At 61.3% G+C, this 22141-nt stretch carries 17 protein-coding genes, 4 tRNA genes and 3 pseudogenes; 9 read left to right on the top strand and 15 right to left on the bottom strand.

The genetic code is table 11. The annotated features are described in order from the left end of the window. Window positions 1-81 precede the first annotated feature (81 nt). Together BLW22_RS06620 and BLW22_RS06615 are read right to left on the bottom strand one after the other, a co-directional pair. A complete protein-coding gene (locus BLW22_RS06620; RefSeq protein ID WP_074845180.1) occupies window positions 82-699 on the bottom strand; it encodes a glutathione S-transferase family protein in 618 nt (205 codons plus the stop codon). Window positions 700-755: 56 nt separating this feature from the next. Further along, window positions 756-1415, bottom strand: coding sequence for a transglutaminase-like domain-containing protein (locus BLW22_RS06615; RefSeq protein ID WP_065924519.1), 660 nt, complete (start codon window positions 1413-1415; stop codon window positions 756-758). A gap of 191 nt (window positions 1416-1606) precedes the next feature. Between BLW22_RS06615 and BLW22_RS06610 the strand changes: the two genes are divergently transcribed. Both BLW22_RS06610 and BLW22_RS06605 read left to right on the top strand, forming a co-directional pair. Further along, window positions 1607-4054 (top strand): acyl-CoA dehydrogenase, encoded by a 2448-nt coding sequence (locus BLW22_RS06610; RefSeq protein ID WP_074844746.1) that lies wholly within the window; start codon window positions 1607-1609, stop codon window positions 4052-4054. Window positions 4055-4129: 75 nt separating this feature from the next. After that, the gene (locus tag BLW22_RS06605) at window positions 4130-4537 is read left to right on the top strand and encodes a PA2817 family protein (protein WP_010567536.1); all 408 of its coding nucleotides are present in this window, start codon (window positions 4130-4132) and stop codon (window positions 4535-4537) included. Between the two features lie 69 nt (window positions 4538-4606). Here the strand turns inward: BLW22_RS06605 and BLW22_RS06600 are convergent, their stop codons facing one another. After that, a complete protein-coding gene (locus tag BLW22_RS06600) occupies window positions 4607-5539 on the bottom strand; it encodes a LysR family transcriptional regulator (protein WP_074844743.1) in 933 nt (310 codons plus the stop codon). A gap of 89 nt (window positions 5540-5628) precedes the next feature. Here BLW22_RS06600 and BLW22_RS06595 point away from each other — a divergent pair, with 89 nt between their 5' ends. Then, entirely contained in the window at window positions 5629-6255 is a 627-nt protein-coding gene (locus tag BLW22_RS06595; RefSeq protein ID WP_065924517.1) for an alanyl-tRNA editing protein, read from the top strand. A gap of 145 nt (window positions 6256-6400) precedes the next feature. Beyond that, window positions 6401-8141 (top strand): annotated as a pseudogene (locus BLW22_RS06590) (dipeptidase). A 64-nt stretch (window positions 8142-8205) separates the two neighbouring features. Here BLW22_RS06590 and BLW22_RS06585 read toward each other — a convergent pair. The 5 genes from BLW22_RS06585 to BLW22_RS06565 all read right to left on the bottom strand — a co-directional run bounded on the left by BLW22_RS06585 (window position 8206) and on the right by BLW22_RS06565 (window position 9502). After that, complete coding sequence (locus tag BLW22_RS06585; RefSeq protein WP_065924516.1) at window positions 8206-8943, bottom strand: hypothetical protein; 738 nt, start codon at window positions 8941-8943, stop codon at window positions 8206-8208. Between the two features lie 144 nt (window positions 8944-9087). Next, a tRNA-Gly gene (locus BLW22_RS06580) sits at window positions 9088-9163 on the bottom strand. Window positions 9164-9166: 3 nt separating this feature from the next. Next, window positions 9167-9242: transfer RNA gene (locus tag BLW22_RS06575), tRNA-Glu, on the bottom strand. 105 nt (window positions 9243-9347) lie between these two features. Then, a tRNA-Gly gene (locus BLW22_RS06570) sits at window positions 9348-9423 on the bottom strand. A gap of 3 nt (window positions 9424-9426) precedes the next feature. Beyond that, window positions 9427-9502: transfer RNA gene (locus BLW22_RS06565), tRNA-Glu, on the bottom strand. Between the two features lie 359 nt (window positions 9503-9861). On the opposite strand from BLW22_RS06565, the gene BLW22_RS06560 reads away from it, so the two are divergent. Then, the gene (locus tag BLW22_RS06560) at window positions 9862-10632 is read left to right on the top strand and encodes a hypothetical protein (protein ID WP_027607090.1); all 771 of its coding nucleotides are present in this window, start codon (window positions 9862-9864) and stop codon (window positions 10630-10632) included. Between the two features lie 126 nt (window positions 10633-10758). Next, complete coding sequence (locus BLW22_RS06555; protein WP_065924515.1) at window positions 10759-11571, top strand: alpha/beta fold hydrolase; 813 nt, start codon at window positions 10759-10761, stop codon at window positions 11569-11571. A gap of 36 nt (window positions 11572-11607) precedes the next feature. Here BLW22_RS06555 and BLW22_RS35815 read toward each other — a convergent pair whose 3' ends face one another. The 4 genes and pseudogenes from BLW22_RS35815 to BLW22_RS06540 form a co-directional block, all read right to left on the bottom strand. Further along, on the bottom strand, window positions 11608-12450 hold the full coding sequence (locus tag BLW22_RS35815) for a methyl-accepting chemotaxis protein (protein ID WP_370671245.1): 843 nt from the start codon (window positions 12448-12450) through the stop codon (window positions 11608-11610). Between the two features lie 18 nt (window positions 12451-12468). Beyond that, window positions 12469-12666, bottom strand: a pseudogene (locus tag BLW22_RS35810) (HAMP domain-containing protein); the annotation flags it as partial. 1024 nt (window positions 12667-13690) lie between these two features. Then, entirely contained in the window at window positions 13691-15103 is a 1413-nt protein-coding gene (locus BLW22_RS06545) for an aminotransferase-like domain-containing protein (protein WP_074844737.1), read from the bottom strand. Between the two features lie 202 nt (window positions 15104-15305). Beyond that, window positions 15306-16067: an SDR family oxidoreductase gene (locus BLW22_RS06540; RefSeq protein WP_065924512.1), complete on the bottom strand. Its 762-nt coding sequence runs from the start codon at window positions 16065-16067 to the stop codon at window positions 15306-15308. A 228-nt stretch (window positions 16068-16295) separates the two neighbouring features. Between BLW22_RS06540 and BLW22_RS06535 the strand changes: the two genes are divergently transcribed. Continuing rightward, window positions 16296-17303, top strand: coding sequence for an NADP-dependent oxidoreductase (locus tag BLW22_RS06535; RefSeq protein WP_074844734.1), 1008 nt, complete (start codon window positions 16296-16298; stop codon window positions 17301-17303). A gap of 49 nt (window positions 17304-17352) precedes the next feature. On the opposite strand, the gene pyrF is transcribed toward BLW22_RS06535, so the two are convergent. After that, on the bottom strand, window positions 17353-18051 hold the full coding sequence (gene pyrF, locus BLW22_RS06530; protein WP_065947279.1) for an orotidine-5'-phosphate decarboxylase: 699 nt from the start codon (window positions 18049-18051) through the stop codon (window positions 17353-17355). Window positions 18052-18310: 259 nt separating this feature from the next. Between pyrF and BLW22_RS06525 the strand changes: the two genes are divergently transcribed. Continuing rightward, a complete protein-coding gene (locus BLW22_RS06525) occupies window positions 18311-19075 on the top strand; it encodes a response regulator (protein ID WP_065924552.1) in 765 nt (254 codons plus the stop codon). Next, window positions 19075-20111 (top strand): annotated as a pseudogene (locus BLW22_RS06520) (sensor histidine kinase). The gene BLW22_RS06525 and the pseudogene BLW22_RS06520 overlap by 1 nt, the downstream one beginning before the upstream one ends. Here the strand turns inward: BLW22_RS06520 and BLW22_RS06515 are convergent. Together BLW22_RS06515 and BLW22_RS06510 are read right to left on the bottom strand one after the other, a co-directional pair. Continuing rightward, window positions 20108-21169, bottom strand: coding sequence for an AI-2E family transporter (locus BLW22_RS06515; RefSeq protein WP_065947278.1), 1062 nt, complete (start codon window positions 21167-21169; stop codon window positions 20108-20110). The pseudogene BLW22_RS06520 and the gene BLW22_RS06515 sit on opposite strands and share 4 nt — an antisense overlap. Window positions 21170-21240: 71 nt before the next feature. Further along, the gene (locus tag BLW22_RS06510; RefSeq protein ID WP_065924507.1) at window positions 21241-22059 is read right to left on the bottom strand and encodes a DUF4892 domain-containing protein; all 819 of its coding nucleotides are present in this window, start codon (window positions 22057-22059) and stop codon (window positions 21241-21243) included. Window positions 22060-22141: the final 82 nt, after the last annotated feature.

The raw sequence follows: 22141 nt of genomic DNA, 5'->3' as shown, positions 1-22141 counted from the left end.
AGGTAGTTCAACGGCGGCGCATGACAGGCATGGTGCTTGCCCGCGCCGCACAAGTACAGTCACCTGTATTAATAGTCAGTATTAAGTCAACGCGGTCATGACCGCCTTGCGGTAGGCCGGGCGCTGTTGCAGACGCTGGTACCAGGCCTCTAGGTTGGGCATCGCAGGGCGTTCGATGGGCATCTCGAACCAGGCGTAGATAAAGCAGCCCAGGGGAATATCACCTACGCCGAAGGTGTCGCCCGACAGGTAAGGCTGCTCGGCCAATGCATTGTTCACGGTGCTCAGTGCATCGATACAGGCCTGACGCCCGGCGTTGATGCTGTCCCAGTCCTGCTTCTGCGCCGGGGTGCGCACAACGCCCCAGAACACGGCCTTGAACGGCTCGGCGAGGGTCGAGGTGGTCCAGTCCATCCATTTCTCGGCGCTGGCACGCGCCTGCAGGTCGCTCGGGTAGAACGCCGACGCGTGCTTGGCGCAGAGGTAGCGCACGATGGTGTTGGACTCCCACAACACAAAGTCGCCATCCTCGATCATCGGCACGCGGCCATTCGGGTTCAATGCCCGGTATTGCGGCGTGTCTACCACGCCAAAAGCCCCGCCCGCATCAATTGCCTCATAGTCCAGGCCGAGTTCCTCGGCGCACCACAGTGTTTTCCTGACGTTTGATGAATTTTTACGACCCCAGATCTTCAGCATGACCGCGCCTTTTTGTTGATGAACATGGCTGGATGAACGCAGCAGCATACGCCGGTTCACCCGCGGCTCAAATCGCTCGGCAAGTCGCCCGACAAGATCGGCATCTGTTCAGCAAACAGGTGTGGGTAACATTTCTCCAAATGGGCGAAGAAGAAATCCTCGGGCACATCGGGAAACTGCCCATGGTCCACCACGTACTCCATCGAGCGCTGCCCCTGGCGGTTGAATGCATGGAATACGCTGTCGCTGATCCCGTCGAAGTCCAGTGGTGGTACGTCGAACACCTCACAGAGTTGGCGGTTGAACGCCGGCGTCGCCTTGACCCAGCGGCCGTCCAGGTAAAGCTCGGTGTAGCCATGCATGGCAAACACATCGCTTTTGAGCAACGCGATCAGGCGCGGTGTCGACAGGTGATTGCGCACATCCGCAAGACCGATGCGCGCCGGGATGCCGCAGTGACGGGCGCAGGCGGCGAGCAAGGTGGCCTTGGGCACGCAATAGCTTTCGCCGGCGGCCAGGGCGAAGCTGGCATTCAAGGTGGCGGGATCGCGGCTGAAGGTGTAGGGGTTATAGCGAATCGCCTCACGCACGGCGTAATAGAGACTGACCGCCTGGTCACGTAAATTCGCGCTGGAGCCGCGGTGTTTTTCGGCGAACTCCACCACCGCAGGGTGGTCACTATCGATGAAGCGGCTGGGACTCAGATACGTATCCATGAGCTTGATCTCCGAAGGAAGCCTGGAGTTTAACGACAGGTCCGCCACGGAGATAACGACGATTCGGCCAAATGTCGGCGCCTGATGCCAGGTGTTCCCAGTACAACTTGTAACACCCTGATCACCCCGCTTGTTCGGATGCCGACTAAGCTCCCTGGTGGTTTCGCCCCTGGTTTCACGGAGGATTGAATATGCTGTTGTTGTGGATACTGGTTCTGGTGGTCGGCATTGCCTACCTGGCACATCGCCGCGTCGCCCCTCTGCCCGCCCTGGGCGTGGTCGCCGTTTACCTGCTGGCGATGGGCACCTGGAGCCATGCACCGGGTTGGCTGCTGCTGATTTTCTGGGTATTGATCGCTGTGGTGGCCGCGCCCTTGCTGCTGCCGGACCTGCGCCGCCAATACTTCACCAAGCCGCTGTTCAGCTGGTTCCAGAAAGTCTTGCCGCCGATGTCCGAGACCGAGCGCGACGCCATCGACGCCGGCACCGTGTGGTGGGACGGCGAACTGTTCAGCGGTCGTCCCGACTGGGACAAGCTGCTGGCCTACCCCAAGGTGCAACTGACCGAGGAAGAACAGGCCTTTATCGACGGCCCCACCGAAGAACTCTGCGCCATGGTCAGCGACTGGGAAATCGGCCAGGCCATGGACCTGCCGCCGGCCGCGTGGGAGCACATCAAGACCCACGGTTTCTTCGCCCTGATCATTCCCAAGGAATATGGCGGCAAGGGCTTCTCCGCTTATGCCCACTCCCAGGTCGCGATGAAACTCGCCACCCGCAGCGGCGACCTGGCCTCCACAGTGATGGTGCCCAACTCCCTCGGCCCGGCCGAATTGCTGTTGCATTACGGCACCGACGAACAACGCAACCACTACCTGCCACGCCTGGCGCGTGGCGATGACATCCCCTGCTTCGCCCTCACCGGCCCGCTGGCGGGCTCCGATGCCGGCGCCATGCCTGACACGGGGGTGATCTGCAAAGGCGAATGGGAAGGCAAGGAAACCCTCGGCCTGCGCCTGAACTGGGAAAAACGCTACATCACCCTTGGCCCGGTCGCGACCCTGCTGGGCCTGGCCTTCAAGGCCCACGATCCAGACCACCTGCTGGGTGAAGAAGAAGACCTGGGCATCAGCCTCGCACTGATCCCTACCGACACCCCCGGTGTGGAAATCGGCCGTCGCCACCTGCCCCTCGGCGCCGCGTTCATGAACGGTCCGAACTCCGGCAAGGACGTGTTCATCCCCTTGGAATACCTCATCGGCGGCCAGGAAATGCTCGGCAAAGGCTGGATGATGCTGATGAACTGCCTGTCGGTCGGCCGTTCGATCTCCCTGCCCGCCGTGGGTACCGGCGCCGCCAAGTTCACCAGCCTGGTCACCGGCCAGTACGCCCAGGTGCGCGAGCAGTTCAACGTACCGCTGTCAGCCTTCGAAGGTATCCAGGAAGCCCTGGCGCGCATCGGCGGCAACGCCTGGCTGATGGACAGCGCACGCATGCTCACCGCCAATGCCGTGGACCTTGGGGAAAAACCCTCGGTGCTGTCGGCGATCCTCAAGTACCACCTGACCGAACGCGGCCGTGAGTGCATCAGCCACGCCATGGACGTACACGGCGGCAAGGGCATCATCATGGGCCCGAACAACTACCTGGGCCGCAGCTGGCAGGGCGCGCCGATCTTCATCACCGTGGAAGGCGCGAACATCCTCTCGCGCAACCTGATGATCTTCGGCCAGGGTGCCATCCGCTGCCATCCGTTCGTGCTCAAGGAAATGGCGCTGGCCGGGCGTGAGGACCACGATCAGGCGCTGAAGGAGTTCGACGGGCTGCTGATGCAACACATTGGTTTTGCCGTGAGCAATGCCGCCAGCACCCTGGTGCTGAACCTCGGCGTGGGGCACTTCGAGAAAGCCCCGGGCAACCGTTTGAGCCAGGGTTATTTCCGCGCATTGAACCGCCAGGCTGCCGCGTTCGCGCTGCTGGCGGACCTGAGCATGATGCTGCTGGGTGGCGAGTTGAAACGCCGCGAACGCCTGTCGGCACGCCTCGGTGACGTGCTAAGCCATATGTACCTGGCGTCGGCGGCACTCAAGCGTTACCACGACCTGGATTCGCCGGATCACTTGGAACCGCTGTTCGCCTGGGCCATGGAAGAAAGCCTCGGCGAGTCCGAGCGTGCGTTGGATGAGCTGCTGAGCAACTTCCCGAATAAAGTGCTGGGCTGCCTGCTGCGGGTGATTGTATTCCCGTTCGGGCGTCGCCATGCCGGTCCGTCCGATGCGCTGGATGCCGAAGTGGCCGCGGTGATTGGCCGCGCCAAAGGCGACCCGACCCTGGAAGAATTGCTGGCCGGCTGCTACCGCCCACAATCGGCAGAAGATCCAGTGGGCGCTCTGCAACACGCCTACGATCTATTGGGTGCCAGCCATCCATTGCAGAAAAAACTGCACACCGCGCTCAAAAGTGGCCAGGTCAAACCCGCTGCCGGCGAACATGCGATCGATGCCGCCCTGCACGCCGGTGTGCTGCAACCGGCGGAAGCGCAGAGCTTGCGCGACGCCGAAGCGGCACGGCGCAAGGTGATCGACGTGGATGATTTCAGCAAGGAAGAGCTGGTACACGCTGAAGGTAAAGTCCGCTGAGTCCGGCGGTCATATAAAAACGGGCGCGAGAGGCATATACTCTCGCGCCCGTTTTTGCTTTAGAGGACTTATCTCGTGTCCAACGTCGTTGCCGATCATCTCGTCTTGCTCGACCACCTGCGCAGCATCCTGGTTGCCGTCGGCGAAGCCGAACAGGTGCCCGAGGAAAGCCACACCCTGTTCCTGGAGCGCTTCGACGAACTGCGCGCCCTGCTGCCGATCGACCCGATCGAAAGCCAGTACCTGGGCCAGGACCTGATGAGCCAGGTCATCCTGCGCTACCCGCAGATCGCCCACCTGGTCCCGCGCGACCTGCTGTGGTTCTTCGGCGGCGATTGCCTGCACTTCATGCCCGACGAAGAACTGGACCTGTACCAGGCCCTGGAAGAGCGTCGCTTTGAAGCCGAACAAAACGACGAACCCTTCGACTGGAACCAGGAAAAGCAACTGCTGGCCATGCCGCAGGACCAAAGCAAACACTGATTGTTCAAGACACTGCATAACTGAATGCGGGAGGGAGCAAGCCCTCCTCCCACATTTTCGACCGTGCGCCTATCGCCGGCGCAATGTCGGCTCCCTCGCCATGCACTCCACCAGATAATCGATAAACACCCGAAGCTTCGGCGGCAGGTAACGCGTGGGCGAATGCAACAACCACGCTTCGCCATGGTAGGACGCAATAAAGTCCCACCCGGGCAGCACCTGTACCAACCGCCCCTCCTCCAACGCATGCCGCGCGGTGAAATACGGCAAGCTGCCAATTCCCACGTGCTGCAACACCGCATCCAGCCGAACGCCGGTGTGGTTCGCCGCATAACGTCCACGCACGCCGACCGTCACCGCCTTGCCGCCCTGGCGGAATTTCCAGCGTGAATCCCCCGGGGTTTCACCGAGATAGATGCAACTGTGCGCCAGCAAATCATGGGGATGCTCCGGCGCACCATGCTCGGCTAGATACTGCGGCGTGGCACAGAGTAAATGCTCAATCGGCAATAACTGCCGCCCCACCAGGCCCGGCGGCGGGCTGTCGGTGATGCGGATGCTGAGGTCGACATTGTCATCGATCAGGTCCACATGCCGGTCCTCGAGGATCAATTGCACATCCACCCTGGGATAACGCCGCAGGAACTCCGGCATATGCGGGTGCACCACAAATCGCCCCACCGCCTTCGGCACACTGACCCGCACCAGGCCCTCGGCCTCGTGGGTGAACTGGCCGCTGATTTCCATCACTGAGCGCGCCGCGCTGACCATTTCCTGGCAGCGCTTGAAAACCTCCTCACCGGCTTCACTCAGGCGCAATTTGCGCGTGGTGCGTTGCAGCAAACGGGTGGACAGGGCCTTTTCCAGGCGCGAAATACTGCGGCTTACCGCCGACGGCGAAAGGCTCAACTGCCGCGCGGCTTCGGAGAAGCTGCCGGTCTCTACTACCTTGACGAAAATCGCCATTTCGCCCAGCAGCGGCAAAGGAAGATTGATGCTCATGACGCACAGGTCCATTGATATTTGAGCGGATTATCACCTATCCAGGCACTATTTATACTGCCCGCAGAACCCTGATGCGGATGTAGAAAATGACCGAGCGCCTGTTTTTCACCCATGACCACCTGACCGCCGAGCTTGAAGTACTCAGTTGCACCCCCTGCGAGGGCCAGTTTGCGGTCGTTTTGCAGTCGACGATTTTCCATCCCCAAGGCGGTGGCCAGCCGTTCGATACCGGCTGGCTGGGCGACAGCCAGGTGCTGCGAGTCACCCAGGAAACCGATCGCGTGGTGCACTATGTCAACCAACCGGTGGAACCGGGCCCCATCACCGCGCGGGTCGACGAACCACGCCGCGCCCTGCACACCCGCCTGCACTCCGCCGGGCATTTGATCGGCAACGCTGGCGAAACCCTGGGTTGGATGCCGATCAAGGCGCACCACTGGCCAGGTGAAGGCAAGATCACTTTTATCCGTGGCGAAACCGCGCAAGCCATGGACGCCGAGATCATTCAACAGCAGATCAACCAATGGATCGCCGCCGACTACCCGCGCCATATGGCCCTGGACGACGGCACCCGCGAAGTGGGCTTCGGTGATCTGCCCACCTACGCTTGCGGCGGTACCCATGTGCAAACGCTGGGCGAGTTGGGTCAGGTAACGATCCTGGCGCTTTCGGAGAAAAAGGGTGCGTTGTCGGTGCGTTACAGCCTGGACTAGAGAGCAGAGTCGGGTGCTATCGAGTTTTTAGATAAGCCTCCCAGTGGTCTCCCGGGCACACCTTGGCAGTGGTAGTGTGTCGAAATATTTCTGACATATTGATCAGGAATCCCCCATTTCCCTTTGCAAAGGAATGCCCCTGACCATGCACTTTCGACTCAAGCAATTAGCGGCTGCCACCCTGTTCGCGGCCGGCCTTTCGGTGATGACCACACCTGCCTTTGCCAACATCACCCCAGAGCAAAGCACGGCGATCCTGACGAGCTTCAGCGAAACGTCGGTCACGGATTTCCGTGGTTTCCTCGGCACCCTGGCCAAAGGCGACCTGGGCAAGGCCAACGACGTAGGCCCGGCGATCGGTGCCTTCCTCGATAACAAAACCCTGACCGCCGACCAGCAGAACGAAATCCATCGCCTTTTGGGTATTTACACCCGAGTGAAATACGGCAAAGCCGCCCTCGATACCTTGCGCGAACTGGTGGAAATTCCGACCTTCAACGTGGACGGCATGCCGCAGTACAAAAATCCGGAATTCATCCGGATTGCCGCCAAGATCCAGGCCCTGGCCAAGACCTTCAACCTGAACTTCCGCAACGTCGACAACCGCGTGTACGAGATTTCCCTGGAAGGCAACGGCGACGAAGTGGTGGGTATCCACGCCCACGCCGACGTGGTGCCGGTGACGCCGGAGAACTGGGTGTTGAAAGACGGCACCAGGCTCGACCCGTTCAAGGTCACGCTGATCGGCGACCGCATGTATGGCCGTGGCACCGAGGATGACAAAAAACGGCATCGTGGTGGCGATGTACGCCATGAAGGTGATCAAGGAAGAGAAGTTGCCGCTGGCGCGCAATTTCAAGCTGCTGGTGGACACCACCGAAGAAACTTCCGGCGACGCGATCCCCTATTACTTCGAACGCAACCCGACGCCGCAGTACAACCTGGCGCTGGATGGCGGCTACCCGGTGGTGATTGCCGAAAAAGGTTATGGCACTGTCATGGCCACCTTCCCGCGCCGCAAAGGGGAAGGCCAAGGCGCGGAAATCATCGCGATGACCGGCGGCATGGCCACCAACCAGATTCCCTCGGCCTCGGTTGCCACGTTGATCAGCGACACGCCTGCCGAACTGGCCGCCAGCCTGCAAAAAGCCGGTACGGAGTATGCCAAACGCAACGGCGGTGACTTCGAAGTAACAGCCAAGGTGGTTGGCAAAGAGGTCAAGCTGACAGTGACCGGGGTTTCCGCGCACTCCTCCGAGCCCGAATCCGGTATCAACCCGGTGTCGCGCATGCTGGAGCTGATCCACAGCATCGACGGCAAGATCGCCCTCAAGCACAACCACATCACCGACGCGGCCCGTTATGCCTCGGACAACTGGGGTCTGGATTATCTGGGCGGCAAATTGGGCGTGGGTTTCTCCGATGATTTCATGGGGCCGCTGACCACCTCGCTGACCTTTGTCGGCCTGGATGACAAAGCCTTCAAGCTGGCGGTGAACCTGCGTGTACCAAAGGGCAAATCGCCGGAGAAACTGAAAGCCGAGATTTCCGACAAGTTGAGCGCCTGGGACAAGCAAACCAAGGTCAACGTGGACTTCACCTACTCGGTCGCCGAACCGATGTACCGCAACCCGGAAGGTGAGTGGGTGAAGGCCTTGTTGGCCGTGGCCAGCGAAAACCTCGGTATGGAGCACAAATTCGGCACCTCGGCCGGCGCGACGTCCGTGCATGAACTGCCCAATGGCGTGCAATTCGGCCTGGCGCGGCCGGAAGTGAAATACACCGGGCACACCGACAATGAGTTCAAGACGGTCGACCAGTTCTTGCTGGATCTGCAGATCGTCACCGAAATGATGGGGCGTATCGGACAGTTGCCGAAGCTCTGACAGCGATTGAAGTGTGCGCAAAAAAACGCCGATCAGTGATGATCGGCATTTTTACTCAGGTTCTTCATGCGCCCTGGTATCGCTTGCGCTCCTGCTCCCGCTGCAACATGTCCAGGGGTGGGTAGTAGATATACAGGGAAGACTCGATGGCAAACCATGCCGACGCCAACATTACCCCGCCCGCTACCACGACCATGCTGGCCAGAAACAGCCCCGTATCACCCAGTACATGCATGGCCGAGAAAATCAGCGAACCAGTGCCGAATCCAAAATATGGCACCGCCCAATCCACGACGGACAGCACCAAACAACCAAACACCAAGTGCGCGACTTTGTTCATCATCAACCGGTGCTGTTCTCGCAACTGCACATGCCGCTGATACCAGCTAAGCAGGAAATCACTGTTTTCCTTCAGTGCCAGGTCCAGAAGGTCGTTGGCCCACACATAACCGATCCCCCTTGAAGGAGGTGTATAGGCATCACCCAAGAGCTTTGGAAAGGCCATTCGCAACCTTGTGCCGATCCCACGAACGATTTCCGTCAACAGCGGCAGAACGAAAGACACCACCAGCGCAAAAGAGGCCGCGGTGACCGCCAGGAACCCCAAGTCAGCGAGCAATGCATCGCTGCTGGTCGTCCACTCCACCAAGGGCGTCCGGGTACGGATTAGCAAAGCGATATCGAGAAACAGCACAACGCTGACAAAGCGCATTGCCCAATGGAAATCCCATGCTTTTTCCAAGGCGCTGATACCCAATGGGGCGACCTTGGTTTCACCGGACGATTGAGAAGTTTCTGCCATCACGCGTGCTCCTTGAACTCAAACGCCAGACTATATCTCGAACACGCCAGGAACTGAGTCAGGAAGATGACAGGTTCAGGCAGATGAACAAATAACGCACAAACAAAAACGCCGATCATCACTGATCGGCGTTTTTGTTGAATATGGAGCGGGAAACGAGACTCGAACTCGCGACCCCGACCTTGGCAAGGTCGTGCTCTACCAACTGAGCTATTCCCGCAAATGGCGTCCCCTAGGGGACTCGAACCCCTGTTACCGCCGTGAAAGGGCGGTGTCCTAGGCCACTAGACGAAGGGGACACGCTACTGAAACACATGGTGTGTATTTCAGTGCCCAGAGGCCTCGTCCGAAGACTTGGTCCTGGTTTCACTCAGTGCCGCCCGAAAGCCACACTGCTTGTAAATTGGAGCGGGAAACGAGACTCGAACTCGCGACCCCGACCTTGGCAAGGTCGTGCTCTACCAACTGAGCTATTCCCGCATATGGCGTCCCCTAGGGGACTCGAACCCCTGTTACCGCCGTGAAAGGGCGGTGTCCTAGGCCACTAGACGAAGGGGACACACGTACAACATTCACTCCCTACCGCGTTTCGCTGTGTGCTTTACGCTGTAAGTGGCGCGCATTCTATGGATGGATTGAAAGGTCGTCAACCCCCAAGGATAAATTTATTTAAATCAATGACTTCGCCCGTGTTTACCGGCCCGCGCGGGGCATTCTGCCCGTCCAGGCCTTGACGCCTATATTCTGGCGTCCGACAAGGCGCTATAGTTCGTTCCAGCAAGTGATGGCAATGTGCATCTACGCAGGGAGCGGCTACTTATATAGAAGAACTACCTGGGTAACTGGTCGATCAGTCCTATCCGTCGACAAGCCCAGTCACTACACTCCACTGTAAACCCTATCAAAGAGGTCACACCGGTGACACCACTCATGATCACCCTGCTGGTAATTGCCGGGATCGTAATACTGATCGCCATTGGCTACATGAACCACGTGGTGGAAAACAACAAGCTGGAAAAGAAGCGCACCGAGATCGAGCTTAATGATCGCCTGCGCCGTTGCGGTGAGATCACCGAGACCTTCCCTGGCCAACTGATGACCCCGGCGCTCAAGCTGTTATTGGCCCGCCTGGAGCTCAACGTCAATCAGCGCCTGTTGAACCTCAACAAGACCAGTGCACCGCTCAAGGCCCGTATCACCGAGCTGAACACGCTGGTGGCCCAGGGCGAGTCCATCCCGGTGAACAACCCGCCGGCGCCGATCCAGACCGAAGCCAAGGCCAAGGACGTGCGCTTCCTGCTGGAAGCCCTGCATGGCCAGGTCACCCGCGCCGCCCAGGACGGGTTCCTGCCGACCAACGAAGCCAAGCACTGGATCAAGGAAATCCGTCATATCCTGGTGCTGTTGCACATAGAGTTCTTCAACAACCTCGGCCAGCACGCCTTGCAGCAGGGCCAGCCTGGCCAGGCGCGCCTGGCCTTCGAGCGTGGCGTGCAGTACCTGCGCAAGCAGCCTGAACCGGTGCTCTACAGTGCACAGCTGCAATTGCTGGAAGGTCAACTGGCCCGCGCCAACTCGACCGTGCTGGCTAACAGCAAACAGGCGGCGGAGGAAGTCAACGAATTGACCGAAGGCATGAAAGAAGTCGACGCCGATGCCGAGTGGAAAAAGAAAGTCATCTACGACTGATCTGCCCACTCCCCTGGGGTGAGCGGGCTGCCCGCTCGCCCCAACATGCCATCAATTTGCATCTATCGCCCCGCCCCCGACTAGCGTAAAAAAGTGCCCCTCACTCCGTGAAGTCAGAGGCCCGCTATGCCTATCGCCGTCATTGATGGACAACCGCTGCATTACGTCGACCAGGGCACCGGCCCTGTCGTCCTGCTCGGCTCAAGCTACCTGTGGGACCGCGACATGTGGGCCCCGCAGATCGAAGCCCTGTCACAACAGTACCGGGTCATCGTGCCCGAACTGTGGGGCCACGGCGAATCGGGCCAACTCCCCGCCCCCACCCACACCCTCGACGACCTTGCGCGCCAGGTCCTGGCCCTGCTTGACCATTTGGAGATCGCACAGATCAACCTGGCAGGCCTGTCGGTGGGCGGCATGTGGGGCGCACGCCTGGCATTGCAGGCCCCCGAGCGGATCAACAGCCTGGTGCTGATGGACACCTACCTCGGTGCCGAGCCAGAGGCCACGCGCCAGTATTACTTCTCGTTGTTCAAGATGATTGAAGATGCCGGCGCCATTCCTGAGCCGTTGCTGGATGTGATCGCGCCGATCTTCTTTCGCCCCGACATCGACCGCGAATCGGCGCTCTACCAGGATTTTCGCAAGTCACTGCAGGACTTTCCCCGGGAACGCCTGCTGCACAGCATCGTCCCCCTGGGTCGATTGATCTTCAGCCGCGAAGATGTACTGGAGCAACTACCGCGGCTGGACGCCGATACCACCTTGGTGATGTGTGGCGAACAGGACAAGCCTCGGCCACCCGCCGAATCCGAGGAAATGGCCGAACTGATTGGCTGTGCCCTGATCCTGATTCCAGACGCCGGGCATATCTCCAGCCGGGAGAACCCGGATTTCGTCAACGAAGCGCTGCTGACCTTCCTCGCCAACCACGCCTGATCGCCCTCCCTTTTGATCGCCGCCTCGGGGCGACGATCAAAGGCGGAAGTGCCCCACCATCCCCTTGAGCTCCGCCCCCAACTGCGCCAGCTGGATGCTCGACGCCGCATTGCCCTGCATGCTCAACGCCGATTGATCGGCACTCGCACGAATACTGGTGACACTACGGTTGATCTCTTCGGCCACCGAGCTCTGCTCCTCAGCCGCAGCGGCAATCTGCTGGTTCATCTGCTGGATCAACGACACCGCTACCGCAATGCTGCCCAGGGCACTTTCGGTTTCCAGCGCATCGCTGACCGCCAGCTTGACCAGTTCGCCACTTTGCTGGATCTGCTGCACCGATGATTGCGCCGCGCTGCGCAAGGTACTGACCAGCCGCTCGATTTCTTCGGTCGACTGCTGGGTGCGCTTGGCCAGTGCCCGTACTTCATCGGCCACCACCGCAAAACCCCGGCCCTGTTCGCCTGCGCGGGCGGCTTCGATGGCTGCGTTCAGGGCCAGCAGGTTGGTCTGTTCGGCGACGCTTTTGATCACGCTCAGCACGGTGCCGATATTCTGGATTTCGGCACTGAGGCTCTCGATGCTGGTGCTCGCGCGTGTACTGGACGTGGCCAACAATTCGATACGCTGCAAACTCTGGCGCACCACCTGCTGGCCGCTGTCGACTTTTTCATCCGCCGTCTGCGCGGCTTGTGCGGCCTGCTCGGCGTTGCGTGCCACATCGTGCACGGTGGCGGTCATCTGGTTCATCGCGGTAGCGACCTGCTCGGTTTCTTCCTTCTGGCTGCTGACCTCGACATTGGTCTGCTCGGTCACGCTGGACAGCGACTGCGCCGAGCTGGCCAATTGTTCGATACCGGCCTGCAGGCCGCTGACCATCTGGCTAAGGCCGCCGCCCATCTGTTGCATCGCCTGCATCAACTGGCCGATTTCATCACGGCGGCTGACCTCCATGCGCCCGCTCAGATCCCCGGCGGCAATCTGTCGGGCTACCGCGATCACACTGCGCAGCGGCGCGACAATCAAGCGGGTAATCACCCAGGCCGCAATCAACCCCACCAGCAAGGCCAGGGCCGACGAGCCAATGATCAACATCGCGCTTTTCTTCAGTTGCGCCTGCATCGACAGGTCTTCAGCGTCATAGGCCTGGTTGACCCGGCTGACGACTTGGTCAGCTCGATCATGCAGTTGTTTGTAGACGACTTTTTCCTGGGCCAGCAGGCCGGTGTATTCCCCCAGCTTTTCGCTGAAGGCGGCGATATGCCCGGAAACTTCGTTGAGCACCGTCTGATAACCAGGGTCCTTGACCGACGTTTTCAATTGCTCGACCTGGGCCAGGGCCTGGTCGGCCTGCTCGATCTTGCCTTGCTCGGCGTCGTCAGCATCCGCCTTGCGGCTCTGGTCCAGGCGCACATGGGCTTCGTTCATGGCCTGCAACATCAAGCGGGAAACCTGACTGATCTGGCCTGCCTGCTCGATAAACTCGGCCCCCTCCTTACCTTGGCTTTCCTTGAGGCCATAGGCGCCGTCGTCCGCCAGCCCGGCCTGCAATACATCCAGGTTATTCGCCACGCTGGACACCGACCAACTGGCCATTTCCAGCGCCAGATCCTTGGTCTGCGTCAGCTCGACGAACTCATCGAACGCCTTCCGGTAGGCTGCCAGAGCCTGCTCAACCTCGGCCATCACCGGCACATTCGCCGCAGACTGGGCCTTGAGGCCGGCCGCCTGGGCCGCCAGGGCATCGAGACTTTCATGCAAGGCGTCGACGGCCTTGGGGTCGGTGTGCAGCGCGTAGTCCTGTTCGATCAGGCGCACCTTGAGCAAGCCGCTGTTGAGCGACGACATGGCCTTGAGGCCTTCAAAACGCTGGCCAACGGTTTGCAGGGACCACACGCCGATAGCCGCGACCAACGCCGTCAGCAGCAGCACCAGGGTGAAGCCCAAGCCCAGTTTTTTCGCCATACCCAGGTTGGCGAAACGTCGTTGCACGCCTGAAATCATTGCACTTGAATCCTCTTGCAATGGCGGACGCCATCAAGTCCGATGGACAAGCAACGAGATTCGCAACCAAAAGGCACTGAGCACAAGGCACTGGCGCCACAATAATGGCAAAAAGCTACACACTCGTCGTTTTCAGAATGGTCGAGGTCGATCTGGCGGGCCCCATCGCACGGAACAACGCCAAGGCACGTTGATCAGTAGCATAGGCGACATTAAGGCGTAGCCACTCACTGTGCCCGCCGGTGGGACTGAACAACGCCCCGGGCGACAACAACACCCCCAACTGCCGGGCGCACGCCTGCAACCGCGAAGGCTGCGCCGTCCCCGGGCGTGCCCACAGGAACATACCGCCGGTGGGTACGGCGAACACCTCCCACTCTTCGTCCTCCAGCACTTGCAGGGTCACGGCCATTTCACTGCTCAACCGCTTGCGCAGGCGCTGCACCCACTTGCGATACGTGCCATTGGCCAGCAACGTGGCGACCACCGCTTCAGCAAACCGGGAGGTGCCGAAGCCGTTCAAGGTCTTGAGGCTGGCCAGTTGCGTGATGATTGCGCTGCTGGCGCAGAGGTAGCCCACGCGCAAGGCGCTGCTCAGGGTCTTGGAAAAACTCGCGACGTAGATCACCCGATCATCATGGGGCAATGCAGAAAGCCGCGTGCAACTGGCCTGTTGCAGATCGCCGTAGACATCTTCCTCGATGATCAGGAAGTTCTTGCGGTGTGCCAGTTCCAGCAAGCGCTCGGCCACCAGCTGGCACAGGCTGGTGCCCGTGGGATTGTGATAGAGGCTGTGGATGAACAGGCACTTGGGATGATGGTGCTGCAGCAGCGCTTCAAGCGCCGGGAGGTCGGGGCCGCCTCGGGTACGCGGTACTTCCAGCAGTTGCACGCCCTGGAACGCCAGCTGCCGATAGAGGTTGGCATACCCGGGGGTTTCGACCACCACGCTGTCGCCGGCCTTGAGCAGCGTACGTATCAGCAGGTCCTGGGCATGGCTGGCACCTGCGGTGGTCAGGATGCGCTCCAGGCTGGTGGCGATGTGAATCTGGGTCAGGCGCTTGAGCAGTTGCTCGCGCAGCGCAGGCAGACCCAGAGGGGTGCTGTAGTTGAACAGGCCGGCCGTGTCGGTGCGGGTGACTTCACGAATCGCGTAACTGATGTCATCGCTTTCGCGCCAGGCATCGGGCAACCAGCCACAGCCCAGCTTCAACTCGCCCAACGGATTGTCGGCAAAGGCGCCCCACTCGCGCTCCGCCCCCTCATACCAATTGCCTTCGTGGCAGGCAGCCGGCTGGGCCACCACAAATCCCGAGCCCTGCCGGGGCGCCAGCACCCCTTGGGCGACCATCCGTTCGAATGCTTCGATCACGCTGGATTGGCTGAGCAGGTTATCCAGGGCCAACTGGCGGACGGACGGCAAGCGCGTTCCGGGGCTCACGCCGTCCTTGCGAATCCATTGCACCACTGCACTGACGATTTGCTGCACTACCGGTACAAGGGCCTGTCGATCGATCCCTAAATCCATGAGCCACTCACTTCAACTGTCTGTTATCAACCCGGAGAGTTAAGCACAGAAGCAGCAGGTTGCCGGCCGCATAAATTTATTAAATTATTGATTTTATTGACTTATTTACCTACTGACACATATTCGGTCACAGCGTTTTGCCAGCTTTGGAAAAGCCCCACGCGCGCCCAGACGTTTTCGAACAAGGGGCCGGCGCCAGGTCCTAGATAGCCGTCGCGCCACCGTCCACGGCCAAGGCGTGGCCGGTGGTGAACGCCGCTCCGTCGCTGCACAGGTACAGCACTGCGCTGGCGATTTCCTCCACCTTGCCGATACGCCCGACCGGGTGCATGGCGGCGGCGAATTCGGCCTTGCGGGGGTCGGCTTCATAGGCGCGCCGGAACATATCGGTATCGATCACCGCCGGGCAGACGGCATTGACGCGGATTTTCTTCTTCGCGTATTCGATAGCTGCGGACTTGGTCAGGCCGATCACCGCGTGCTTTGAGGCCGCGTAGATACTCATCTTCGGCGCCGCGCCCAACCCCGCCACCGACGCGGTGTTGACGATGGCCCCACCGCCCTGGGCCAGCAGCAGCGGCAACTGGTACTTCATGCACAACCACACACCCTTGACGTTGACGCCCATGATCGCGTCGAACTCATCCAGGCTGCCGTCCGCCAGCCTGCCCTTCTCGATCTCGATGCCGGCGTTATTGAACGCATAGTCCAGGCGACCATAGGCGCCGATGGTCTGTGCCATCAACTGCTGCACATCCGCCTCCTGGGTGACGTTGCAGCGCACGAACAGCGCCTCGCCCCCGGCCTGGTGGATCAGCGCGACCGTACCCTCGCCGCCAGCTACGTCCAGGTCGGCGACCACGACCTTCAAGCCTTCGGCGGCGAACGCCAGCGCAGTGGCGCGACCAATACCGGCGGCGGCGCCAGTCACCAGGGCGACCTGGCCGGAAAACGTCATGCTCATGGAGGATGTCCTATTGGGATTAATGGCAGTGGCACGAGTCTAGCCAACGCCGAGACGCACACGTCAGCACTATCAGAAGTCCGGTTAGTGCTGCATGAGTCATAGTGATAAGGCAACCGGGCTCACTATCAATGGCACCTATCGATGAGCATTCGCACCCTAGGCTGACCTTGCCCCCGGGCCGTCCAAGGTCTATCAATCATGCTTAACTTCTAAAGAGTCCTTGCCATGACCGCCCAGACCAACCGCCAATTCCTGCTCGCCAAACGCCCGGTCGGCGCGGCCACGCGGGAAACCTTCACTTACCAGGTCGTGCCGGTGGGCACGCCCGGGGACGGGCAGGTGCTGGTGCACAACGAATACCTGTCCCTCGACCCGGCCATGCGTGGCTGGATGAATGAAGGCAAGTCCTACATTCCGCCCGTAGGCCTCGGCGAGGTCATGCGCGCGCTGGGTGTAGGCAAGGTGATTGCCTCGAATAACCCGAAATTCGCCGTCGGGGACTACGTGAATGGCGCCCTGGGCGTGCAGGATTACTTCCTGGGCGAACCGCGCGGCTTCTACAAGGTCGACCCCAATCTGGCGCCCCTGCCCCGCTACCTGTCTGCGCTGGGCATGACCGGCATGACCGCCTACTTCGCACTGCTGGACACCGGCGCGCCCAAGGCCGGTGAAACCGTGGTGATCTCCGGCGCGGCCGGTGCCGTGGGCAGCATTGCCGGGCAGATCGCCAAGCTCAAAGGCTGCCGCGTGGTCGGCATTGCCGGCGGCGCCGACAAGTGCAAGTTCCTGGTGGATGAGCTGGGCTTCGACGCCGCCATCGACTACAAGAACGAAGACGTGCCCGCCGCCCTGAAGCGCGAGTGCCCTAAAGGCGTGGATGTGTATTTCGATAACGTCGGCGGCGACATTCTTGACGCGGTGCTCAGTCGGCTGGCGTTGAAAGCCCGCGTGGTGATTTGCGGGGCCATCAGCCAGTACAACAACAAGGAAGCGGTGAAAGGCCCGGCCAACTACCTCTCACTGCTGGTCAACCGCGCAAGGATGGAAGGCTTTGTGGTGATGGATCACGCGGCGAACTTTACCGCCGCCGGGCAGGAAATGGCCGGCTGGATGGCCCAGGGCAAGCTCAAGAGCAAGGAGGATATCGTCGAGGGGCTGGAGACGTTCCCGGAGACGCTGATGAAGCTGTTCAACGGCGAAAACTTTGGCAAATTGGTGCTCAAGGTCAGCTGATACACGGCAGATCCGCGCGTTCCCACGCGAACGTGGGAACGCGCATCGATCAGGCGATCTCGGCGACTACCGCCGCCAACGCCTTGGCCGGATCCGCCGCCTGGCTGATCGGACGACCGATCACCAGGTAGTCGGAACCCGCGTCCAGTGCCTGGCGCGGGGTCAGGATGCGGCGCTGGTCGTCCTGGGCACTGCCCGCAGGGCGAATCCCCGGGGTCACCAATTGCAACGACGGATGGGCAGTTTTCAAGGCCTGGGCTTCCAGCGCCGAGCACACCAGGCCATCAAGGCCGGCTTTCTGCGCCAGGGCGGCCAGGCGCAGCACCTGCTCCTGAGGCTCGATATCCAGGCCAATGCCCGCCAGGTCCTCGCGCTCCATGCTGGTCAGCACGGTCACGCCGATCAGCAACGGCTTGGGGCCGCTGCGCTGTTCCAGCACTTCGCGGCAGGCGGTCATCATGCGCAGGCCGCCGGAGCAGTGTACGTTGACCATCCACACGCCCATCTCGGCCGCAGCCTTGACCGCCATGGCGGTGGTGTTGGGGATGTCGTGGAATTTCAGGTCGAGGAACACCTCGAAGCCTTTGTCACGCAGGGTGCCGACGATTTCCGCGGCGCAGCTGGTGAACAGTTCCTTGCCGACCTTGACCCGGCAAAGCCTGGGGTCCAACTGGTCAGCCAGCTTCAGTGCGGCGTCACGGGTGGGGTAATCCAGGGCGACGATGATAGGAGTCTGGCAGGCGGACATTGGAATGGGCTCTCAGGCAAGTCGAAATCGGCGCGGATTGTAGCGCAAGCAGCGCCGTTGCGGGATCCGATGATCGGTAAATACTGACCAACCGCCATCAGCCAGGCATTCCAGATGATTATTTCAAAGCTGATACATTCATGACATGCCCACAACACGCCCTGCCGCTAGCCTCGCCCGCACGACCCACCGACCAGCACTACCAGCCATGGGGCTGGGCGCCTATGCTGACCGTAACAACCAGGCAGATGATCGCACTATGCATACCCCTTCCGTCCCCGTGAACGACGAGCAAAAAGGCGCGGTGGTCGCCGATGACAAGCGCTGGAACACCCGTGCGCTGATCGTCGACGACGATGTGCCGATCCGCGAATTGCTGATCGACTACCTGGCACGCTTCAATATCCTCGCCACCGGCGTAACCGACGGCGCCGCGATGCGCCTGGCCATGCAAGCCGAAACCTATGATGTGGTGGTACTCGACCTGATGCTGCCGGGGGAAGACGGCCTGACCCTGTGCCGCTGGCTGCGCGCCGAATCGGATATCCCGATCCTGATGCTCACCGCCCGCTGCGAGCCCACCGACCGCATCATCGGCCTGGAACTGGGGGCCGACGACTACATGTCCAAGCCCTTCGAACCGCGTGAACTGGTAGCGCGGATCCAGACCATCCTGCGCCGCGTGCGCGATGACCGCACCGAACAGCGCGCGAATATCCGCTTCGACAACTGGCGCCTCAACAGCGTGTTGCGTCAATTGGTGGCCGACGATGGCCTGGTGGTGCCGCTGTCCAACGCGGAATTCCGCCTGTTGTGGGTGTTTATCGAACGCCCGCGCCGGGTGCTGAGCCGGGAGCAGCTGCTTGATGCCGCCCGTGGCCGCTCGATAGAGGCCTTTGATCGCAGTATCGACTTGCTGGTGTCACGCCTGCGGCAAAAACTCGGGGATGACCCCAAGGCACCGCAGTTGATCAAGACCGTGCGCGGCGAAGGCTACCTGTTCGACGCCCGGGATATTGGCTGATGCGCGCGCCCTTCAACACGCTGTTCGGTCGGCTGTTCGGCGTGTTACTGGTGGCGATTGTGCTGGCCCATGGGCTGGCGTTCTTCTGGTTTCACCACTACGGCCAACCGCCGCCGCCCCTCCTGAGCGATTTATCGAGCAGCCGGACGGGACCCTGGCGCCGATGCGCGACAAGCACCCACGCCCCTGGTTTGGCGGCCCGGTGGTGCCCCTAACCTTTCAATTCGTCTCGTTGATTATCGCGGCCTGGTACGGTGCCAAACTGCTGAGCCGGCCGATACAGCGCCTGAGTGAAGCGGCGGAACGCTTGAGCCTGGACCTCGACAGCCCACCCCTCGATGAATCCGGCCCGAGGGAAGCACGGCAGGCCGCCTCGACCTTCAACCTGATGCAAAGGCGTATTCGCGAGCAGGTCAGCCAACGCGCGCGCATGCTCGGCGCCGTCTCCCATGACCTGCGCACCCCGCTGTCCCGCCTCAAGCTGCGCCTGGAGCAGATCGAGGACACCCGGCTGCAGGGCCAGATGCGCCAGGACCTGAACGACATGATCGACATGCTCGACGCCACCCTGAGCTACCTGCACGAACAGCGCACCAGTGAAACCCGGCATTGGCTGGATGTGCAGGCGCTGGTGGAGTCCATGAGTGAAAACGCCCAGGACCAAGGCTCCGATGTGCAATGTGCGGGCAGCTGCCTGCCCTTGCAGGTGCAACCGATGGCCCTGCGCTCATGCCTCAACAACCTGATCGACAACGCCTTGCGTTATGCCGGCACCGCCCGCGTGGAGCTGGAGGACAGCCGCGAAGCGCTGGTCATCCGTGTGATCGACCACGGGCCGGGGATTGCGCCCGATAAGCGTGAGGCGGTGTTCGAGCCGTTCTATCGGCTGGAAGGCTCGCGTAACCGCAATTCCGGCGGCGTTGGCCTGGGCATGACCATTTCCAAGGAAGCCGCGGAGCGCCTGGGCGGCCGCCTGAGCCTGGAAGAGACCCCAGGCGGCGGCTTGACCGCCGTGATGTGGTTGCCCAGGGCTTAAAGGGGCTTGTCTTCACGCCGAACCTGGGCCTGGGTTGCGCTCCAATCCATCAGCAGGCTGTAGGCCACGGCCAGCAGGGTCGGGCCGATAAACAGGCCGATAAAGCCAAAGGCAATCAAGCCGCCGAAGACCCCGAGCAACACGATCACCAGCGGCAGGTTGCCGCCACGGCTGATCAGGTAGGGCTTGAGCACGTTGTCCACGCCGCTGATGATGAACGTCCCCCACACGCCAAGGAACACCGCATAGGTGTAGTCGCCTTTCCACGCCAGCCAGGCCGTGGCCGGGATCCATACCAGCGGCGGGCCCATCGGGATCAGGCTGAGCAGGAACGTCACGATCCCCAGCACCAACGCACCCGGCACGCCGGCGATCAGGAAGCCGATCAGTGCCAGCAGGGCCTGGGCGGCGGCAGTGCCGATCACACCGTTGACCACCCGCTGCACCGTACCGGCCACCAGTTCGATGTAGTAACCGGCACGGTCACCGATCAGTCGTTCCAGCAAGCGATGCACGAACATCGCCAGACGCGGCCCATCACGATAAAAAAAGAACACGAACACCAGGCTCAGGGTCAGTTCGAGGATGCCGCCGCCGATCTGCGCACTGCGCGCCAACAGCCAATTGCCCACCTGCCCCAGGTACGGCTTGAGGCTGACCATCAGCGCCGCGCCCTGCTCGTCGATGCTGTTCCACATGCCGACCAGGCGTTCCCCCACAAAGGGAATCGCCCCCAACCAGGCTGGCGCCTCGGGCAGCCCATCGACCTGAATATCCTTGATCAACGCCACGGCATCGCGCACATGGTCCGCGAGATTGAACCCCAGCCATACCAGCGGCACCGCCACCAGCAACATCCAGCCCAGGGTCAGGATGCCGGCGGCCAGGGATTCACGGCCACCCAGCGCGCGGGTCAGCAGCACCATCAGCGGCCAACTGGCAAACGCCAGCACCGCCCCCCAGAACAGCGCCGACCAGAACGGCGCCATCACCCAGAAGCTGGCACCAAACAGCACCAGCAGCAGGATTTGCACCAGCAGGCGATCGTTATTGAGCATGGGGTATCTCTAGAAAAGGCTGTAGGAAGAGAGCTTAGGCGAACGGCACGGGTCCGTTCGCCCTGTTGCGGTCAGCGTATCAGATGCAGGTGCAGGCCTTTGGTTTCAGTGCTGCCGGTTTCCAGGCGCGCGGCGCGCACGCCTTTGTCGACCAAAGCCTGGCGCCAGGCTTCGGCTTTCGGGCCGGTCAGGCTGACGCGCAAGGTCGTATCGAGGTTCAAGCCCCGGGAAATCAGGGTCAGCCAGGTGTCGTCGGGGTCGCCGCCAAGCGCGGGGAAATCCAGCTCACCGGTGCTTTTGAGCTCGCGCAACAAGGTGGCCGAGGTGGGCAGCAGGTCGCCCAGCGGTGCGCCGGCATCCAACTGCTCCACATGCAGGTAGGCACGACGGTTGCCTCGGGTGATGCCGTAGATGGCCACCAGGGAGTTTTCCTGCGGGGCGGCGAGACGCAGCAGCAGGTATTCCTGCTGGCCGTCGGCACCTACCAGCTTGGCATTACCGAACACTTCGTTGGCCCACAGGCTGCTTTCACCGCAATCGCGGGCCTGGCACCAGAACAACAACTGCGCGCCGTTGGCCTGCAACGCTTCGCGCGTCGACGTGAACGCAGCACTGGAGGTGTGTTCGGCAGGCAGCTCGTAGGTAATCGCTGTGGCTTGCCCACGGGCGGTGGCCTGGCCCTCATAACGCAACTGGCCACTGATCTTGCGGATCGCCCCCATGGGGTAGATGCGTTCCTTTTCTTCAGCGGGACGGTAATCGACGATCTGTGCGTCGACCTGACGGGCCACGGCAGGCAGGTCCTGGCTTCCCGGCACATCGGCGGCGAACACCAAGGGGCTGAAACAGCACAGTCCGAGGGCACGTATACATCCTTTACGCAGGCTCATCGGATCGGTGAGCCCTGGCCATCGGAGGTCGCAGCAGTGTTGAGTTGGTTCATGGTTGACTCCCTTTCAATCCGCCCAGCCT

Origin of the sequence: Pseudomonas marginalis, from assembly GCF_900105325.1 — a bacterium.
GTDB lineage: Bacteria > Pseudomonadota > Gammaproteobacteria > Pseudomonadales > Pseudomonadaceae > Aquipseudomonas > Aquipseudomonas marginalis.
This window is presented reverse-complemented; position numbering and strand designations above follow the sequence as displayed.

Bases quoted from the DNA above. Each gene is read 5' to 3' on its own strand.
- BLW22_RS06540 (WP_065924512.1), bottom strand. From the start codon at position 16,067: ATGAGCATGACGTTTTCCGGCCAGGTCGCCCTGGTGACTGGCGCCGCC.
- BLW22_RS06585 (WP_065924516.1), bottom strand. From the start codon at position 8,943: ATGGCAGAAACTTCTCAATCGTCCGGTGAAACCAAGGTCGCCCCATTG.
- BLW22_RS06620 (WP_074845180.1), bottom strand. From the start codon at position 699: ATGCTGAAGATCTGGGGTCGTAAAAATTCATCAAACGTCAGGAAAACA.
- BLW22_RS06545 (WP_074844737.1), bottom strand. From the start codon at position 15,103: ATGGATTTAGGGATCGATCGACAGGCCCTTGTACCGGTAGTGCAGCAA.
- BLW22_RS06555 (WP_065924515.1), top strand. From the start codon at position 10,759: ATGCCTATCGCCGTCATTGATGGACAACCGCTGCATTACGTCGACCAG.
- pyrF (WP_065947279.1), bottom strand. From the start codon at position 18,051: ATGTCCGCCTGCCAGACTCCTATCATCGTCGCCCTGGATTACCCCACC.
- BLW22_RS06510 (WP_065924507.1), bottom strand. From the start codon at position 22,059: ATGAGCCTGCGTAAAGGATGTATACGTGCCCTCGGACTGTGCTGTTTC.
- BLW22_RS06610 (WP_074844746.1), top strand. From the start codon at position 1,607: ATGCTGTTGTTGTGGATACTGGTTCTGGTGGTCGGCATTGCCTACCTG.
- BLW22_RS06525 (WP_065924552.1), top strand. From the start codon at position 18,311: ATGCATACCCCTTCCGTCCCCGTGAACGACGAGCAAAAAGGCGCGGTG.
- BLW22_RS06595 (WP_065924517.1), top strand. From the start codon at position 5,629: ATGACCGAGCGCCTGTTTTTCACCCATGACCACCTGACCGCCGAGCTT.
- BLW22_RS35815 (WP_370671245.1), bottom strand. From the start codon at position 12,450: ATGGTCAGCGGCCTGCAGGCCGGTATCGAACAATTGGCCAGCTCGGCG.
- BLW22_RS06535 (WP_074844734.1), top strand. From the start codon at position 16,296: ATGACCGCCCAGACCAACCGCCAATTCCTGCTCGCCAAACGCCCGGTC.
- BLW22_RS06600 (WP_074844743.1), bottom strand. From the start codon at position 5,539: ATGAGCATCAATCTTCCTTTGCCGCTGCTGGGCGAAATGGCGATTTTC.
- BLW22_RS06515 (WP_065947278.1), bottom strand. From the start codon at position 21,169: ATGCTCAATAACGATCGCCTGCTGGTGCAAATCCTGCTGCTGGTGCTG.
- BLW22_RS06615 (WP_065924519.1), bottom strand. From the start codon at position 1,415: ATGGATACGTATCTGAGTCCCAGCCGCTTCATCGATAGTGACCACCCT.